Raw genomic sequence first — 17,705 nt, forward strand, 5'->3', positions numbered from 1 at the left:
GTGTGTTTATTTTAAATCTTCAGAAATTATACCAAAAAACAGAAGACGTTGTAAACTACAACGTCTTCTTATCTGTTAAATAAGTATAAATCATCTCTGCAACATTTTTCGGCATACCTGCTTCGACAAATTCCGATATGGAAGCTTCTTTCATCTTTTTTAATGAACCAAAATGTTTTAGCAATACCTTTTTTCGTTTATCGCCGATTCCTGGAATATCATCCAATGCTGATTGAATGACCGATTTCCCGTGCAACTGGCGATGGAATGTAATTGCAAATCTATGCACTTCATCTTGAATGCGTTGCAATAAATAAAATTCTTGGCTATTCCTCTCAAGCATCACAGGTTCAGGCGGAGCTCCAATAATTAAATGTGATGTTTTATGTTTGTCATCTTTTACAAGCCCTGCCATCGGAATATATAATCCGAGTTCATTCTCCAGAACATCACTTGTAGCGGCCAGATGGCCTTTTCCACCATCAATAATGATTAAATCTGGTAAAGGTAAATTCTCTTTAAGCGCCCTCGTATAACGGCGTCTTACAACTTCCCTCATAGATTCGTAATCATCAGGACCTTGAACCGTTTTAATTTTATATTTCCGATATTCTTTCTTCGCTGGTTTCCCATCGATAAAAGCAATCATTGCTGAAACAGGATTTGTTCCTTGAATATTTGAATTATCAAACGCTTCAATACGATATGGTGTTTCAATCCCTAGTTGCTTCCCTAGATTATCAACAGCTTTAATCGTCCGTTCTTCATCACGTTCAATTAAGTGAAATTTCTCTTCTAGTGCAATTTTCGCATTTTTATTTGCTAATTCCACAAGATCTTTTTTCTTCCCACGCTTCGGCTGTGTCGCTTCAACTTCTAAAAAGCGCTCTACTAATTCTGAATCTATACTTCCTGGAACAACAATTTCCTTCGGCTTGAAATGACTACTGTTTTCATAAAATTGACCGATAAAAGTTAAAAATCCCTCTTCTGGTTCATCATAAATCGGAAACATAGAAACATCACGTTCAATTAGCTTTCCTTTTCGAACGAAGAAAACTTGAACACACATCCACCCTTTATCAACTGCATATCCAAACACATCACGATCCACTAAATCACTCATAATCATCTTTTGCTTTTCCATAATTGCATCAATATGAGCAATTTGATCTCGCAACTCTTTCGCCCGTTCAAATTCTAGCTTTTCTGAAGCCTCATACATCTTCGTTTCTAATTCTGAACGAATTTCTTTATGCCCACCGTTTAAGAATTTAATAATTTCATCAACAATTTCTTTGTTTTGCTCATCCGTTACTTCTTTCACACAAGGTGCTAAACATTGACCCATATGATAATACAAGCAAACTTTATCTGGCATATTTGAACATTTACGAAGTGGATACATACGATCTAATAATTTCTTTGTTTCATGTGCCGATTGCGCATTTGGATAAGGCCCAAAGTACTTTCCTTTATCCTTTTTTACATTTCGCGTAATGAGTAAGCGTGGCTGTTTTTCAGCTGTAATTTTAATGAAAGGATATGTTTTATCATCTTTTAATTGAATATTATATTTTGGATCATATTTTTTTATTAAATTTAACTCTAAAATAAGAGCCTCCAAATTTGAGGAAGTCACAATATATTCAAAATCAACAATTTCTCCAACAAGCCGAAGTGTTTTCCCATCATGCGAACCAGTAAAGTACGAGCGCACACGATTTTTGAGTACCTTTGCTTTTCCGACATATATAACCGTTCCCTGCTTATCCTTCATTAAATAACAACCAGGTTGATCGGGCAAAATTGCTAACTTCTCTTTTAAATGCTCGTGCACTCGTCTCCCTCCATTTCTACATGCTTATCATTTTTATTTTCACATAAAAACATACTATGCCAAAACACCCAACATACGTTCTTTTATTGTAACGGAAAGGTTGTAAAAAAGAAAATAAAAAAAGCTACCAAATGGTAGCTTCTTTATTTTAGAAGTGTTTAGAAACTAATTCTACTAACGCTTCTTTCGGTTTATATCCTAACGCTTGATCAACCACTTTACCGTCTTTTAATACGAAAAGAGCTGGAATGCTCATTACTTCGAATTGACGAGCAGTTTCTTGGTTTTCATCAACGTCCACTTTTACTACTTTTACTTTCTCGCCTAACTCTGAATCGATTTCCTCTAATACAGGAGCGATCATTTTACAAGGTCCGCACCAAGGCGCCCAGAAATCTAATAGTACAACACCTTCGCTAGTTTCAGCTGCGAAGCTTTGGTCATTTGCATTTATAATTGCCATTTTATTTCCTCCTTCAAGTATATTCTACCAAGAGTATATCATTAACTTTTATACGTGGCGAATATTATGTATCGTTATGTATTGTAACAAAAAAATGTTCCTTTATACTATATAAAAATATGGATGAAATACTAAAAAGATGAGAGACAGGGGATCTCTCACCTTTTTCTATATATAGGGGTACTTCACTTGGAACTCAAGGGTACTCAAATCATGAATGTACTTTTAACTTTTTAAACTCTTCTGTTAAAAGAGGTAATACTTCAAACAGATCACCGACAATACCATAGTCAGCTACTTTGAAGATACTAGCTTCTGGATCTTTATTAATCGCAACAATTATTTTTGAATTAGACATACCAGCTAAATGCTGAATCGCACCAGAAATCCCGCATGCAATGTATAGGTCTGGTGTAACAACTTTACCTGTTTGACCGATTTGTAATGAATAATCACAGTACTCTGCATCACAAGCACCACGAGATGCTCCAACAGCGCCGCCTAGTACGTCAGCTAATTCTTTTAACGGTTTAAATCCTTCTTCACTCTTCACACCACGTCCGCCAGCTATAATAACTTTCGCTTCAGAAAGATCAACACCTTCTGCAGTTTTACGGACAACATCTTGAATGATTGTACGTAAATCTTTCACATCAACTGTAATAGAAGACACGTCAGCTGTGCGAGACTCGTCTTTTTCAAGAGTTGCAATGTTATTTGGACGCACTGTCGCAAATAATATACCATCTGTTACAATCTTCTTCTCAAATGCTTTACCAGAGTAAATCGGACGAGTGAAGATAACATTTCCACCTTCAACTTCTAAAGCCGTTACGTCAGAAATTAAACCAGCTTCTAATTTCGCTGCTAATTTTGGTGATAAATCTTTACCAAGTGCCGTATGTCCAAATACAATGCCTTCTGGCTTTTCTTCAGCATATACAGCTAAAAACGCTTGTGCATATCCATCAGATGTATATGATTTTAATTTATCATTTTCAACTGTCACAACGCGATCTGCACCGTAATGAATCAATTCATTTGCAAAAGAGGCAACGCTGTCTCCAACTAGAAGACCTACCACTTCACCGCCTTCTGCAATTGTTTTTGCTGCTGCTACCGCTTCAAACGAAACGTTACGTAGCGATCCATCACGAACTTCACCCATTACTAATACTTTACGAGCCATAGATTTTCCCTCCTGCATATATAATTTCGTATTTTATTAGATTACTTTCGCTTCTGTATGGAGCAACGATACAAGTTCTTTTACTTGATCTTGCAGCTCGCCTTGTAACACTTTTCCTGCATCTTTCTTAGGAGGCAAATAGATTTCAATTGTTTTTGTTTTTGCTTCCACATCATCTTCTTCTAAATCTAAATCATCTAATTCTACTTCTTCTAGTGGCTTCTTCTTCGCTTTCATAATACCTGGAAGTGATGGATAACGCGGTTCATTTAAACCTTGTTGCGCTGTTACTAGAAGAGGTAATGATGATTCAATTACTTCTGTATCCCCTTCAACATCACGCTCAATCTTCACATTTGTACCATCAATTTCAAGCTTCGTAATCGTCGTTACGTATGGAATATTTAACGCTTCAGCTACTCGTGGACCAACTTGTCCAGATGCACCGTCAATCGCAACGTTCCCGCCTAAAATTAAATCGATTTCTTTATCTTTTAAATATTCAGCAAGCACTTTTGCTGTTGTAAATTGGTCACCATTCTCAACATCATCTTCAATGTTAATTAGTACCGCTTTATCGCAGCCCATCGCTAATGCTGTGCGAAGTTCTTTTTCACTATCCTCGCCACCAACTGTTATAACCGTAACTTCTCCACCTTGTGCATCTCTTACTTGAATCGCTTCTTCAATCGCATATTCATCGTAAGGGTTGATGATGAATTCCGCTTCGCCATCGTAAATTGCACCGTTTTTAATTACGATTTTTTCTTCTGTATCAAATGTTCGTTTCATGAGTACGTAGATGTTCATTCCATTTACCCCCTTATTTTTCAGAAAGATTCTATCAATTTTAAAATTCTGTTAATTTTTATTAAAAAAATAATTGGACTACCTACCACTAAATGAAGGCTTACGTTTTTCTAAAAACGCTGCTACGCCTTCTCTTCCATCTTCACTCGTAAATACTTCACCAAAAATCTGTGATTCACGCTGTACACCTTCATAATAATGAGACGATTTTGTCGTTTGTAATAACTCTAGCACAGCACGAGTTGTTGCTGGGCTTTTTCCAGCAATCTGTTTTGCAATTTTAAGCGTATCTTCTAAAATGGATTCTTCAGAAAACACTCCGTTAACAAGTCCCCATTGTAATGCTTCTGCACCAGTAATTGGTGTACTTGTTAACATCATTTCACAAGCTTTCGCTTTACCAACATAACGTGGTAAGCGCTGTGTACCTGCAAAACCAGGAATTAATCCAAGTGTTAATTCAGGTAAACCAAGCTTTGTACTTTCAGTTACAAAGCGCATGTGGCAAGACATAGCAAACTCAAGGCCGCCGCCAAGTGCCGCTCCATGAATTGCCGCAATAACTGGTTTTGAGCATTTTTCAACACGCTCAAACGTAACTTGTCCAAGCTGTGCTAACTCTGTTGCTTGCTTCGCTTCAGTAACAGATGTAAATTCTTTAATATCTGCCCCTGCTGAGAAGAAGCGTCCTTCACCATGTAAAACAACAATACGAATGTTATCATCCTTTTCCACTTGATCGATTAATTCAGTAACGTCATGCATAACTTGTGAAGACATCGCATTAGCTGGCGCATGATTTAACGTCGCCACCGCGATATGATCTTCAACTTTTACAGATAGGAATTTCAACATGATCCCTCCCATTATTGACGATAACCACAAGCTGCAATAAGTAGCCCATGTACCGTTTTTGAAAGTGCGACCAGATCATACTTATGATCGCTCATTACCCAATTGGTCACAACTTCATCTACTGTTCCAAAGATCATTTGTCTTGCCACGCGAACGTTTAAATCCGCCTGAAATTCACCTTGCTTTATACCTGTCTCTAAAATCTCATCCATAACTTGTAAGTAGCCTTTTAATACTTCATTTATTTTAAGGCGCAAGTCTTGATTGGACTGCCTTAGCTCTAATTGCGTAACGATAGCAAGAGGATCATTTTGTGACAACAGCAAGAAGTGCGTTTCTACCAACATGAATAACTTCGCTACAGCGCTTTCAATTCCTGCTATTTTTTGACGAATTGTTTCAACAAATTCTCCCATCTTCTCTTGGAATAAGGATATTAATATATCTTCTTTATTTTTAAAATATAAATAAATCGTGCCATCAGCTACCCCAGCTTGCTTTGCAATTTTAGAAACTTGCGCTTGATGGTATCCATTCTCCGCAATCACAATGACTGCAGCATCAATAATCTGATTGTATTTCGGTCTATTTTTCTTCACTTTACTGTCCCCTTCAAGAAGATGACTGAATGAATAGTCATTCATATTCTTATAATACTGACTATTTAGAAAAGTGTCAATCCTATTTTTTCAAAAAGAAAGGGCCTTAGCCCGTTTGCTCATCCTCATTCTTTCTCTTCTCTTCATCTATTAGGACACGGCGTAAAATTTTTCCGACTGTCGTCTTCGGCAACTCACTTCTAAACTCATATACCTTCGGAACTTTGTAAGCTGCTAAATATTTACGTGCAAACTGATCTAATTCTTCTTCAGAACACTCAGCGCCTTCTTTCAAAACAACAAACGCTTTTACAGTTTCCCCTCGATACGGATCAGGAACACCGATTGTTACCACTTCTTGCACCTTTTCGTGTTCATATAACACTTCTTCTACTTCACGAGGATATACGTTAAAGCCACTAGCAACGATCATATCTTTCTTACGATCTTTCACATAGAAAAAGCCATCCTCATCCATGTATCCTACATCACCTGTATGGAGCCAGCCATCTTGCAGTACAGCTGCCGTTTCTTCTGGCTTATTCCAATACCCTTTCATAATTTGTGGGCCCTTTACAACAATTTCACCAATTTCACCTGGAGGTAATGACTCTCCTGTTTCAAGTGACATGATGATTGCCTCTGTATCCGGCCACGGTACCCCAATACTTCCCGGCACACGCTTTTCCCACAAAAAATTCCCATGTGTAACTGGTGATGACTCCGTTAATCCATAACCCTCTACTAATTTACCACCTGTAACTCTCTCAAACTCCTCCTGCACTTCTACAGGAAGCGGTGCAGAACCACTAATACAAGCCTGAATTGAAGAAATATCATATTCTTTTAAAAGAGGACTATTTAATAGAGCAATATAAATGGTTGGTGCTCCTGGAAATAGTGTAACTTTATGTTTCTTAATTGCTTCAAAAACCATTTTCATATCAAACTTCGGAATAAGCACCATTTTATATCCTTGCATAATACTTAAATTCATTACAGCTGTCATTCCGTACACATGAAAAAATGGAAGGACACCAAGGATTACTTCTTCTCCTTCTTTACAATTATATAACCAATGCGCTCCCATTAAAGTGTTCGAAACGAGGTTTTTATGCGTTAACATAACCCCTTTCGGAAACCCTGTCGTTCCCCCTGTATACTGCAAAAGGGCTAGATCATTTTCGGGATCACATGGAACTTCAACATCAGCATTACTTTCTCTTTCTACCGATTTCCAAAGATGAATCGTTTCGCTTTCCGACACATTCACAACAAGATTTGCCTGCTTTTTTTGTACAAATGGATAAAGTAAATTTTTAGGGAATGGTAAAAAATCTGCAATACGGGTTACGATAATATGCTCAAGCTTTGTGGCAGTTTGAACATTAGTAACTCTCGGAAACACTAAATCCAGGCAAAGAATAGCTTTTGCCCCTGAGTCATGAAGTTGGTACTCAAGCTCTCTTTCTGTATAAAGAGGATTCGTTTGTACAACAATCCCCCCCGCAAGCAAAGTACCATAATAACCAATTACAGATTGCGGACAATTCGGTAACATAATCGCAACTCTATCGCCTTTTTCAATACCAAGCCTTTGAAGGTAATTCGCAAATTTCTTTACCTTGTCATGGAAATCTGAAAATGTAACATCTTTACCTAAAAAGTGAAGCGCTTTCTTTTCTGGATAACGAGCAGCCATTTTCTCTAAATATCCATGAAGTGGCTGAATATCATATGAAATCGTACCTGGGATCTCCTCTGGATAACTCTGCAACCAAGGTTTTTCCACTCTCATTCCCCCTTCCAATACTTGTGAAAATAAATGAATGTTCATTCATGATGATTGTTTTCATTATATTATAGTCAGAACAGCGTTACAATCATAATATTCTGACTTTTGTATAACTATGCTTTACTTCGTTAACTTCTTATTATATGTATAAACTCTCTTAATTTTAAAAGAATAAGAGAGTTCACGTTACTTAGCTTAATCTTATAATCGTTAAAACTGCACCAGGTGTAGTCGTTGATAACGTGGCAACTGCTAACAATCCAAACAACTGCAAACTAATTGCACTCCCCGCTGCAAGAGTCGTAATAATTGTTGCACTAAATGAAGTCGTTGCTAATGCAGGAGAGTTGATAGTCCCAGCAAGCGGTGCCCCATTAATTGTAATTCGCGAACTGACTAATAATGAGGCCGTTATATTAATTGTATATGAAATATAATAATTCCCTGCATTTGCGGCCGTAAATACTGTGTTCCCCCCCGAAACTGTAATTCCTGGACCGATATTCTGATTATTTGGAAGTGGGACATTTGTTCCACCAAGAAGCACTGATATTGCCGCTCCTGATGTATTATTCGCAAATGCATACGTCGCAGTTATACTTGTACCTGTTACTCCCGTCGCTCCTGTTTCACCCGTTGCTCCTGTTGCTCCTGTTGGACCTGTCGCTCCCGTTGCTCCCGTTGCTCCCGTTGCTCCTGTTGCTCCCGTTGAACCTGTCGCTCCCGTCGCTCCCGTTGAACCTGTCGCTCCCGTCGCTCCCGTTGAACCTGTCGCTCCCGTCGCTCCCGTTGAACCTGTCGCTCCCGTCGCTCCCGTTGCTCCCGTTATTCCCGTTGCTCCTGTTGCTCCTGTTGGACCTGTCGCTCCCGTTGCTCCCGTTGCTCCTGTTGCTCCTGTTGCTCCTGTTGCTCCTGTTGCTCCTGTTGCTCCTGTTGCTCCTGTTGCTCCTGTTGCTCCTGTTGCTCCTGTTGCTCCTGTTGCTCCTGTTGCTCCTGTTGCTCCTGTTGCTCCTGTTGCTCCTGTTGCTCCTGTTGCTCCTGTTGCTCCTGTTGCTCCTGTTGCTCCTGTTGCTCCCGTTTCGCCTGTTGGACCGAGCTTAGGAACTGTCCCATCGCAACTAAAACAGCATGAATCAACATGCACACCATTTTGATTATTACATCCACAATATCCATTTGCATTATTACTCCATAAAGACATGTTGACCCTCCTTCGTGTTCGATTTTTTAAGTAAGCCCACTAATTAAAAATATCTTTCTAATAAAAATCAGTTTTTATTTTCCTTATCAACTACCCGCTCTGGAACAAACCTTTTATAAACAAAGTTTTTTTCCTTACATTCTAATAAATATTACATGCAATACGCTCTCCCTTCGCTTGTACTTTCGCCTTCCTCATTAAAGGAATTTCAGCTCCTTCAACCTTGATACACGTATGCACTTCAATACAATATATTAAAATTTGTATAAATCGTATATCAGATACAAACAACAAAAAAAGGAGAAAAAAGAAACAAAAGCGGACAATACAAATCAAGCTATAACAATTAAACACGCTGAAGGGGAAACGAAGTTAGATAAATCAGCGAAAAAAGTTGTTGTACTTGAGTGGGGATATTCAGAAGACTTATTAGCACTTGGTGTTCAGCCAGTATGGATGGCAGACATTAAGAATTATAATACATGGGTAAATACAGAAACAAAACCGAGTAAGGATGTTGTAGATGTTGGGACACTTCAACAACCAAACTTAGAGGAAATCAGCCGTCTAAAACCAGATTTAATTATCATAACTTCATTCCGTGGTAAAGCAATTAAAAACGAATTAGAGCAAATCGCTCCTACAGTTATGTTCGATCCATCAACAAGCAATAACGATCACTTTGCTGATGCAAAAGCGAAGCTTTAATCAGTGGGGGTTTTACTGTCCGTTAATGCGGGATAAAATTAATATAAGCTTTGTAAATAAAGTATATAACAATTGAATACATGATTATATTAAACACACTTCGTTTTAAAGTTAACTGTCTCTTTAATTTCTTATCCTGTAACCTTAGTTCTATTCCGCTTGCCATTTTCAATCCACCTACTATTTGAAATAGCTCTCTGTAATCATCAGCGTTTCCTAACAATACGTATTCTCTATTATTTTTATACTTTATATACAGAAATTCACTTCCACCTTTACGGTCTAATATTGTTTTCATAGAAGCTATTTCATTTAATAAACATACCTTTAGATCAACGTCATTATAATAACGATCGACAAAAAACACGTACAATCGTTCATTTGTAACGATTAGCATATTATTAATACCGAAGTTCATTGCAAGAACGCCTACCCCTAAGCTCATCGCTGTTCCTGTCTGCCAATTTTTCACGCGAGGATTTTCAGCAAACATACTATATAAAATCTCTTCACTTCCCTGTAATCCTTCTTTTACAACCTCATGACATCGTTTCATTAAAATTTTTTTTGTTACAACTTCTTTTGTACGATTTATTTTCTTTTCATCTATTTTTTCATCATTTATATCGTCATCTACAAAATCATCACTATACTGCAAATTATTTAATTCCTGAAGGAACTTTTCTTTATTCATCCCTATTCCCTCCCAACATCTTCTTCAATTTTTTTCTCCCTCTTGAAAGCCTGCTATACACCGTATCTCGTGTCATACCGAACTCAAGCGCTATTTCTTGTACACTATATTCATCTAAATACCTTTTTATAAAAATTTTCTTATCTTCTTCGTTCAATTCTTTAATCAAAACGAAAAAATTACAATCTAGCTCTTCTTTTTTTAAATTAACATTTTTTCCTTCTACATATATGTCTTGCTGAAACTCTTGTAATTGATAGACCTTATTACTTTTTCGTTTATAATCAATGGCTTTAAATTTCGCAACAGATATAAGCCAATTTCTAAACTTCCCACGATTTTCATCATAACTATTAATGTTGTACCAAACGATTAATAAAATATCGTCAACACATTCATCCACTAGCACCTTACTCTGTGCCGTATCTAAAACACTATGAACCACCTTATAAATTAAATCTCCATATTGATCAATGACTGTATGTAACGCTAACATGTCTTGTTTTCGAAGACCTTCTACTATTTCTATATCCTTCACCCTTATCACCACTCTTTACTCCATTCTCTATTCATTATATATACGAATGAATAGAGCGGTTTTCTGACACTTTTACAAATATTCTCTAATTATTTTTATATTGTAGCAATGCTTAATTAAGTATCGCTTATGAAACAGGGATTATATTATCTCTCACGAATTTAATATACGAGCGAAAAACAGGAGGGATAAATATGTACCAAACTATTGAAGGTTTTCTACAATCATGGACATACGAGGCTGAGTCTACTCAGAAGATGCTCGATGCATTAACCGATGAATCTTTATCACAAGAAATTGCACCTGGGCACTGGACTTTAGGGAGAGTCGCTTGGCATATCGTTACAGCACTTCCTATTATGCTATCAGGGACAGGACTTAAGTTTGAAGGAGAAACGAAAGATTATCCTGTACCAACTTCAGCAAAAACAATTGCAGATGGATATCGCAATGTGAATGCAGCTTTTGTTGAAACGCTTCAAAGTGAATGGACTGATAAAGACTTAGCTACTATTAATGACTTCTTTGGTCGCCCTATGCCGAATTCTATATTTTTAATGACACTCATTAATCATCAAAATCACCACCGCGGGCAGATGACTGTTTTAATGCGTCAAGCTGGATTAAAAGTCCCTGGCGTATACGGTCCTTCCAAAGAAGAATGGGCTGCTACTGGAATGGAAGCTCCCCAAATGTAACGACAGAAAAAGACAAGGTGTTTATGCACCTTGTCTTTTTCTGTAACTTGTTTCATGTGAAACTATTTTCTACTAAATGGTATTTTATGAGAAAATACGTTAAGATAAATTCATATTAATTGGAGGGAACTAAATTGAATACAAAAAACAAAAAAATAACAATAAGAACTCTCTTACTAACTTCTATCATTGGAGTTATCGGTGTATCTCTTTATTTCACAAGTTATGGTACCCCTTGGGGAAAACAAACAGCAATTCCTGAATCAAAAGAGTATATTACAAAATACTTTAATCTAGATGCAAAAGTCAAAAATACTTCTTACGATTCTAAAATAGATAGCTATGCAATCTCCTTTGAAACAAATGAAGATGGAGAGTTTACTATCGAATATAAAGGTCCAAATAACTTTAACATTTCTCCAGGAGTTCAAGAATATTTAAGTAAACACTACAAATATACAGAGTAGTAATGAAGCATACATATACAAAAAAGAGTTGGTGTAACGCCAATTCTTTTTTCTTATTCTTGTCATACTGTTACATCTTCCTTCTCTATATTTTTAATTCCGTAATATGCAATCGCAAATCCAATTGCTGCCAATGCTAGTTGAAGGGGAAGAAAAGTTGCTGTAGGAAACGTTGGGTTGCTATTCATTGCAATTGATACAACGATAAGGGATGAAACAATTGTAGTTGGCACTGAACGTTTACGCATTCCGAAATATAATGGGATTAAACTCATTCCCGCAGTTGCAATGGCTAAAGGAACCAGTTTTATTCCTTCTTGCATCAATTGATCTACTGTAAATGGATTAGGAAGAATTGAAAAATAACTATCTATCCCAAAGAAAATTCCTACTACTAAAATGTTCGATAAAATAACTGTTATAAATGTTAATGTTGCTGTAATGGCCAACTTACTAACCATCATTTTCTTTCGGTTAATTGGATAAGAAAACATAAGTAGTATTGTTTTATTTTTATATTCACTAATTATTAACCTTGCGATTAACACACTACCAAAAATAATAAATGTTGCTCTTACTAATGTACTAACCGCTAACAAAATCATCTGCGGATCTCTTATTTCTGGATCTCCTTCTATTTGAGAAACGATGCTCATAGAGGTCAATAATGCCAGTATAGCGATATTTGCAATAATTACTCCCCTTACATACCATCCAAGCTTAAACTTCTTCATTTCTAGCTTCATAAGACGTAGCATGATAGCCCTCCTTTCATTTAAATTTTAATCGATATAAATTACCCCTGTTTCACTTAAAATCTCCACTTTGTTTTTTGCATCACCAATAGTTCCTTCTTTTATCTTTTCTGTATTTTTATCTTTCTTAAGTCCGTTTACATTCACCATTATGTCAGCCGAATTACTTTTAGCCGTAAGTTTCAATGAAGCCGGAACACCTTTATACCTTACGCCAATATCTCCTGATTTTGTTTCTACAAATAATGATTTTCCTTCTTTCATATCTTTCAGTAATACTTCCCCAGATGTTGAAGTGATGTTCATATTTGAGTTACTTACATTTGTTATATAGTTATCACCAGTCGTAGACTTTATATTTAACTCTTGTACTGAACTATCTTTTAGAACTAACTCTCCACTTTGCGATATGAATTCACCTTTCTCTGCGGATAGTCCTACAATCATTTCATCTCCAGACTTGCTTTTTGTGACGATATGTTTCACTGCTATATCGCTTATTTTCACATCACCAGATTTATTATTTAATACAATTTTATCTATTTCTTTCTTCGGAATAAATATAGAAATGATATTCTTCTTCCTAAACGTAAAACCATTAACGAATCCGTTCATCTTCTGTTCTTGCTTAATCATCATTTTATTTCCGTCATTTTCTATTTTAACGGGATCTATCTCTTTATCTAATCGTTGACCTTGAGCGGAAATTACTATTTTATTAGAGTCTGTACTTTTAAATTCAATATCCCAGTTTTCATTGTCCACTTCTATTTCTTTTATATTATTTATCTCAAAAGAATTTTCTTTCTTAAAATCTTTCCTATGAAATGTCTTAAAACCAAAAACCATACTAGCAATTGTAATCAATAAAATTGCAATTACTATTATTTTTTTCACTATTCATACCCCAGTTCGTTATTGTTTTAAGCTTGCTTTACTACGCCACATCAATCTTGTCGATTTTACGATACGAAAGATAACTAATGAAAATTCCTAATAAACAAAACACCATTGGGATAGCTATGAAATTAAACATACTTACTTGACCGTTTCCAGTACCAACGTTACCGTTAATTATCATCGCGATTATTACTGCAGAAGTAATCGTTGTCGGTGCCGATTTCTTTCTCATACCAAAAAATAAAGGAATTAAACTTATACCAGATATCATAAATGCATTTATAAAAGTAGCCGGAACAGTAGATATTATTTCGCCCATCGTAACAGGTGTTTCAAGTAGGCCCATCATTGGATTCATACAGAATAGAAGCAAACTAATAATGAAAGTAGCGATAATCGTGCTCACAAAGCAAAAACTAAAAACAATTGCTAATTTCGCTCCCATTACCACTTTTCTTTGCAGTGGGTACATAAACAATAATTGCATTGTTTTATTCTTGTACTCATCAATTACTAAACGTGATAAAATGACCGAACTAAAAATAATGAATGTTATCCTAATAATAAGATTTGCTAAAATCATATATTTTGTGAAGTCAGTGATTGCCGCGTCTCCTTCACCTTTCATTCCCAATGCCATAAGGCTCACCGCAGCAAAAATTGCTATAATGCAAATGGCTACCCCTTTAAAGTAACTAGATAATTTATGTTTCTTCCATTCAAGTTTCATTAATTTAAACATATAAACCACGCCTCCATTACTGACATAACTTCCTCTATGCTACTAACATTCTAATTCCAGCCGTAACTACGCTTACTATTCCTATCACTAGTAAAATTAAACTCCACTTTCGTTCTGGCTTTTTATAATATAAAATTCCACTTATGAGCATTACGATAAATCCCGCTATAAGGTTCACTATTAATGCATTCATCATCATATCCCCCTCGCTGAAATTACATTAAGCGTGAATGCCTTCCCCATCCATTACATTTAAGAAATACTCCTCTAAAGAGCTATGTTTCTTATTAATACTTTCAATTTCTACATCGTTCATAATAAGTGCTTTTGAAATGGCTTGCTGAGACGCTACCGTATCATACACACGAATCATATTTCCGCTCATTATTTTGTAATTTTTTATACCGAGTTTATCTTCTAAAATATAAGCTGCACGCTTCACATCAGGAACAGTGATTTCAATGTACTCTGTTTGTTTCCCATTAATACTCTTCATTGAAACTTCTTTTATTAGTTTTCCGTTTTGAATCACACCAATTGTATCTGCCATTTGTTCCATCTCGCCTAAAATATGACTAGAAACTAATAAAGTAATTCCATATTCCTTACACAGCATTTTAAATAAGTCTCTTAATTCTTTAATACCAATTGGATCTAAACCATTAATCGGTTCATCTAAAATGAGTAGTTCTGGCTTTGTCATGATCGCCCTTGCAATACCAAGTCGTTGCTTCATCCCTAATGAAAAATCTTTTACTTTTTTATCATCTATACCGTGCAGTTTTACTAAATTTAAAGCATAATCAATTGCGTTTTTATCGTAATATCCCATATATTCACAATGTAATTCTAAGTTTTCCTTCGCCGTTAATTTATCATAAAAGATTGGATATTCAATAATTGTCCCCATTCTTTTTAATACTTCATAAGATGTGTCTGTTAACTTCTCACCGAAAATTTCAATATCACCGCTCGTCGGTTTTATTAAATTTGTAATCATTTTCATAATCGTTGTTTTACCTGCACCATTCGGCCCTAAGAAACCGTATATCTCTCCTTTTTTCACATGCATGTTAACGCTAGAAATAACTTCTTTCCCTTTAAACACTTTCGTTAACTGATTCGTTTTTAATATATATGTCATGTCACTGTCTCCTTTCGCACTACTTTATATTTCTATAATAGACAACAGAAATCTCTTTTTTCTTACCCGTTCCTTACAAATTCCTTACGCTGAAAAAAAAGCTTGTAGAATCTACTTCTCTACAAGCTAAAACAGCATCTTTGTTAATACAACTGTAAAAATTGTTTTTTCATACGGCTTACTAGAAAGATGTATTTCTCCGTCCATCGCTTCCACAAGCCTTTTCGTAATCGTTAACCCTAAACCGCTTCCTTGGTACAATCTATTTCTGGAATCTTCAAGCGTGTACATACGCTCAAACACTTTATCAATGTGAGATTCATCAATTCCTTTTCCTGTATCCCATACATCTATATACACACTCGTTTCATCATCTCTTAACGTCATACCAAGTGTCTTTCCATCGTCACCATATGTAATCGCATTTGATATTAAATTATTCAATACTCTACCTAATACTTCTACATTTCCAAGTGCATATATATTTCTTTCTGGTATATCAATATGAACTTGAAACCCTTTCGTCGTCACTAAATCATAAAAAGATAAAATCTTCTCGCGACAAACTTCATTCATATTTACTTTTGTCATCTCAATTGCTTTGTCACCGGATTCTAATTTTGCTAAATCAAAAAACTTATGAATCAGTTCCATCACTTCTAGTGTTTTTACATGCACCTTTTCGAGTAATATTTGCTTCTCTTCCTCATTTATCGTTTTATCCTTATTTAACATTTCGGTATATCCAAGAATAACTGTTAGTGGTGTTTTCAAATCATGCGAAATATTTGAAAGCATTTTTCTCATCGAAATTTCCACTTTCGCATGATCTGCATTCGTTTTCTGTTTTGCATCTAATAAATGATTAATCGCCACTAATAACTTTTGCAATTCTAGATCATCTGTCATAATTAATAGCTTCTCACCAGTTTGTTCTTTTACAATTCGATTTAACTTCTCATACGTGTAGCGTAAATTCCTACTACTATTTTTCCTAATTTTATATTGCACGTAAATAACGATAAGCAATATAATAATCACCACTGTTAAAAATACAACCATACTACATCACTTCCAACTTATAGCCGATGCCCCATAATGTTTTAATATATTCTGGATTAGATGGATCACTTTCAATTTTCTCACGTAATCTTCTCATATGAACATTAATAACATTATCATCACCATAATATTCTTCATTCCAAACAAGCGTATATATTTGTGCTTTCGTAAAAACACGATTTTGATTCTTCACGAATAGCTTTAAAATCTCAAATTCTTTTAAAGTAAGTTTAAGCTGTCTTCCCTTTTTCTCCACAGTAAAATTAATTGGGTCAATTATTAAATCACCAATCTGAATCGCCTCATCTTTTGATTCCACAGCCGAATACTTTGTAGACCTCCGAATACCCGCTTTTACACGTGCAGCTAATTCAATCATAGAAAACGGCTTACAAATGTAATCATCTGCTCCAAGTCCTAATCCAACAGCTTTATCAACATCTGTATCTTTCGCTGACATCATTAAAATCGGAACGGCACTTTTTTCTCGAATGATTCGCACAACCTCTAACCCATCTAACTTCGGCATCATAATATCGAGGATAATCAAATCAAATGAACCTTTTAAAAATGCGTTAACTCCTTCTTCTCCATCAGATGCGATTGTAACTTGAAAACCTTCTTTTACTAAATATGTTTCAACCATCTCTTGAATTGAGATGTCATCTTCAACTAATAAAATATGATGTGACATATTTCTATCCCCTTTTTTAACAAACATTAACAATTTAATTGTATCGTAACGAATGAATGCTGGAAAGAATTATATGAATTTTCAAACCAACTTCCCTTCCTTCCTTAACAATGATATGATGAAATTCACTACGATTGTTCATAATTAACTTTATATAAAGGAGACTTATCATGTCAGAAAACAAAAAAGTAAGCTTAGCTGATTTAATGCGCGAACAACTTGCGAAGAAAAAGCAAGGAAATGGAAACGGCTCAAATAATGGAAGTCAAAGTCAAGAAACGAAAAAATTACAAAACCAACAAACGAAGAAAACAAACAACCAACGTAGACGTACAGGTGTATAAATGAACGGGCAAAAACGATCTAACATTTCATCAGGTCTTGAAGTTGATATTGTATTAAAACAAGATCAACGTACAGGTAAGCTAACAAGAGGAATTGTAAAAGATATTTTAACGAACTCACCTTCACATCCGCACGGCATTAAAGTAAGATTGCAAGACGGACAGGTTGGCAGAGTACAAAATATTATTCAATAAGAAAAGGAGCTC

General features: G+C 35.6%; 21 protein-coding genes and 2 pseudogenes. 5 read left to right on the forward strand and 18 right to left on the reverse strand.

Annotation, left to right across the window (positions count from 1 at the left end; translation table 11 throughout):
- Positions 1-55: 55 nt before the first annotated feature.
- The 9 genes and pseudogenes from uvrC to MKY90_RS30465 form a co-directional block, all read right to left on the reverse strand.
- Positions 56-1,840, reverse strand: coding sequence for an excinuclease ABC subunit C (gene uvrC / locus MKY90_RS23055; RefSeq protein WP_063219801.1), 1,785 nt, complete (start codon positions 1,838-1,840; stop codon positions 56-58).
- 148 nt (positions 1,841-1,988) lie between these two features.
- Positions 1,989-2,303, reverse strand: a complete 315-nt coding sequence (gene trxA, locus MKY90_RS23060) for a thioredoxin (protein WP_000974757.1) — start codon at positions 2,301-2,303, stop codon at positions 1,989-1,991.
- Positions 2,304-2,514: 211 nt separating this feature from the next.
- Positions 2,515-3,492 carry an electron transfer flavoprotein subunit alpha gene (gene etfA, locus MKY90_RS23065; protein ID WP_002015402.1) on the reverse strand — a complete coding sequence of 326 codons (978 nt, stop codon included), beginning with the start codon at positions 3,490-3,492 and terminating at the stop codon, positions 2,515-2,517.
- Positions 3,493-3,528: 36 nt separating this feature from the next.
- A complete protein-coding gene (gene etfB / locus MKY90_RS23070; protein ID WP_002088867.1) occupies positions 3,529-4,302 on the reverse strand; it encodes an electron transfer flavoprotein subunit beta in 774 nt (257 codons plus the stop codon).
- 78 nt (positions 4,303-4,380) lie between these two features.
- Positions 4,381-5,157 carry an enoyl-CoA hydratase gene (locus tag MKY90_RS23075; protein WP_341092645.1) on the reverse strand — a complete coding sequence of 259 codons (777 nt, stop codon included), beginning with the start codon at positions 5,155-5,157 and terminating at the stop codon, positions 4,381-4,383.
- An 11-nt stretch (positions 5,158-5,168) separates the two neighbouring features.
- Complete coding sequence (locus tag MKY90_RS23080) at positions 5,169-5,756, reverse strand: TetR/AcrR family transcriptional regulator (RefSeq protein ID WP_012261773.1); 588 nt, start codon at positions 5,754-5,756, stop codon at positions 5,169-5,171.
- A gap of 106 nt (positions 5,757-5,862) precedes the next feature.
- Positions 5,863-7,548 (reverse strand): long-chain-fatty-acid--CoA ligase, encoded by a 1,686-nt coding sequence (locus tag MKY90_RS23085; protein WP_113734146.1) that lies wholly within the window; start codon positions 7,546-7,548, stop codon positions 5,863-5,865.
- Positions 7,549-7,741: 193 nt separating this feature from the next.
- Complete coding sequence (locus tag MKY90_RS30460; protein ID WP_445661556.1) at positions 7,742-8,149, reverse strand: BclA C-terminal domain-containing protein; 408 nt, start codon at positions 8,147-8,149, stop codon at positions 7,742-7,744.
- Positions 8,150-8,180: 31 nt separating this feature from the next.
- Positions 8,181-8,318 (reverse strand): annotated as a pseudogene (locus tag MKY90_RS30465) (cell wall anchor protein); the annotation flags it as partial.
- Positions 8,319-9,013: 695 nt separating this feature from the next.
- On the opposite strand from MKY90_RS30465, the pseudogene MKY90_RS23095 reads away from it, so the two are divergent.
- Positions 9,014-9,442, forward strand: a pseudogene (locus tag MKY90_RS23095) (ABC transporter substrate-binding protein); the annotation flags it as partial.
- Between the two features lie 40 nt (positions 9,443-9,482).
- Here the strand turns inward: MKY90_RS23095 and MKY90_RS23100 are convergent.
- Both MKY90_RS23100 and MKY90_RS23105 read right to left on the reverse strand, forming a co-directional pair.
- A complete protein-coding gene (locus MKY90_RS23100) occupies positions 9,483-10,154 on the reverse strand; it encodes a hypothetical protein (RefSeq protein ID WP_002165017.1) in 672 nt (223 codons plus the stop codon).
- A complete protein-coding gene (locus MKY90_RS23105) occupies positions 10,147-10,701 on the reverse strand; it encodes a sigma-70 family RNA polymerase sigma factor (RefSeq protein ID WP_050001079.1) in 555 nt (184 codons plus the stop codon). Before MKY90_RS23105 ends, MKY90_RS23100 begins: the two co-directional genes overlap by 8 nt.
- A gap of 185 nt (positions 10,702-10,886) precedes the next feature.
- Here MKY90_RS23105 and MKY90_RS23110 point away from each other — a divergent pair, with 185 nt between their 5' ends.
- Together MKY90_RS23110 and MKY90_RS23115 are read left to right on the forward strand one after the other, a co-directional pair.
- Positions 10,887-11,390 (forward strand): DinB family protein, encoded by a 504-nt coding sequence (locus tag MKY90_RS23110; RefSeq protein ID WP_033731375.1) that lies wholly within the window; start codon positions 10,887-10,889, stop codon positions 11,388-11,390.
- Positions 11,391-11,524: 134 nt separating this feature from the next.
- Entirely contained in the window at positions 11,525-11,857 is a 333-nt protein-coding gene (locus MKY90_RS23115; RefSeq protein ID WP_098167952.1) for a YfjL-like protein, read from the forward strand.
- Between the two features lie 62 nt (positions 11,858-11,919).
- Here the strand turns inward: MKY90_RS23115 and MKY90_RS23120 are convergent, their stop codons facing one another.
- The 7 genes from MKY90_RS23120 to MKY90_RS23150 all read right to left on the reverse strand — a co-directional run bounded on the left by MKY90_RS23120 (position 11,920) and on the right by MKY90_RS23150 (position 17,154).
- The gene (locus tag MKY90_RS23120) at positions 11,920-12,615 is read right to left on the reverse strand and encodes an ABC transporter permease (protein ID WP_002129315.1); all 696 of its coding nucleotides are present in this window, start codon (positions 12,613-12,615) and stop codon (positions 11,920-11,922) included.
- Positions 12,616-12,639: 24 nt separating this feature from the next.
- On the reverse strand, positions 12,640-13,509 hold the full coding sequence (locus MKY90_RS23125; RefSeq protein ID WP_002034267.1) for a DUF4097 family beta strand repeat-containing protein: 870 nt from the start codon (positions 13,507-13,509) through the stop codon (positions 12,640-12,642).
- A gap of 40 nt (positions 13,510-13,549) precedes the next feature.
- Entirely contained in the window at positions 13,550-14,254 is a 705-nt protein-coding gene (locus tag MKY90_RS23130; RefSeq protein ID WP_002034266.1) for an ABC transporter permease, read from the reverse strand.
- Between the two features lie 34 nt (positions 14,255-14,288).
- Complete coding sequence (locus tag MKY90_RS23135) at positions 14,289-14,447, reverse strand: hypothetical protein (RefSeq protein WP_162181133.1); 159 nt, start codon at positions 14,445-14,447, stop codon at positions 14,289-14,291.
- Positions 14,448-14,474: 27 nt separating this feature from the next.
- Positions 14,475-15,398, reverse strand: a complete 924-nt coding sequence (locus MKY90_RS23140) for an ABC transporter ATP-binding protein (RefSeq protein WP_341092650.1) — start codon at positions 15,396-15,398, stop codon at positions 14,475-14,477.
- A gap of 126 nt (positions 15,399-15,524) precedes the next feature.
- Positions 15,525-16,460, reverse strand: coding sequence for a HAMP domain-containing histidine kinase (locus MKY90_RS23145; RefSeq protein WP_061675614.1), 936 nt, complete (start codon positions 16,458-16,460; stop codon positions 15,525-15,527).
- Between the two features lies 1 nt (position 16,461).
- Entirely contained in the window at positions 16,462-17,154 is a 693-nt protein-coding gene (locus MKY90_RS23150; RefSeq protein WP_002088884.1) for a response regulator transcription factor, read from the reverse strand.
- A gap of 170 nt (positions 17,155-17,324) precedes the next feature.
- Here MKY90_RS23150 and MKY90_RS23155 point away from each other — a divergent pair, with 170 nt between their 5' ends.
- Both MKY90_RS23155 and MKY90_RS23160 read left to right on the forward strand, forming a co-directional pair.
- On the forward strand, positions 17,325-17,498 hold the full coding sequence (locus MKY90_RS23155; protein ID WP_002015431.1) for a hypothetical protein: 174 nt from the start codon (positions 17,325-17,327) through the stop codon (positions 17,496-17,498).
- A complete protein-coding gene (locus MKY90_RS23160) occupies positions 17,499-17,693 on the forward strand; it encodes a YwbE family protein (protein ID WP_001014315.1) in 195 nt (64 codons plus the stop codon).
- Positions 17,694-17,705 lie beyond the last annotated feature (12 nt).

This window comes from Bacillus sp. FSL P2-0099 (genome assembly GCF_038007445.1).
GTDB lineage: Bacteria > Bacillota > Bacilli > Bacillales > Bacillaceae_G > Bacillus_A > Bacillus_A mycoides.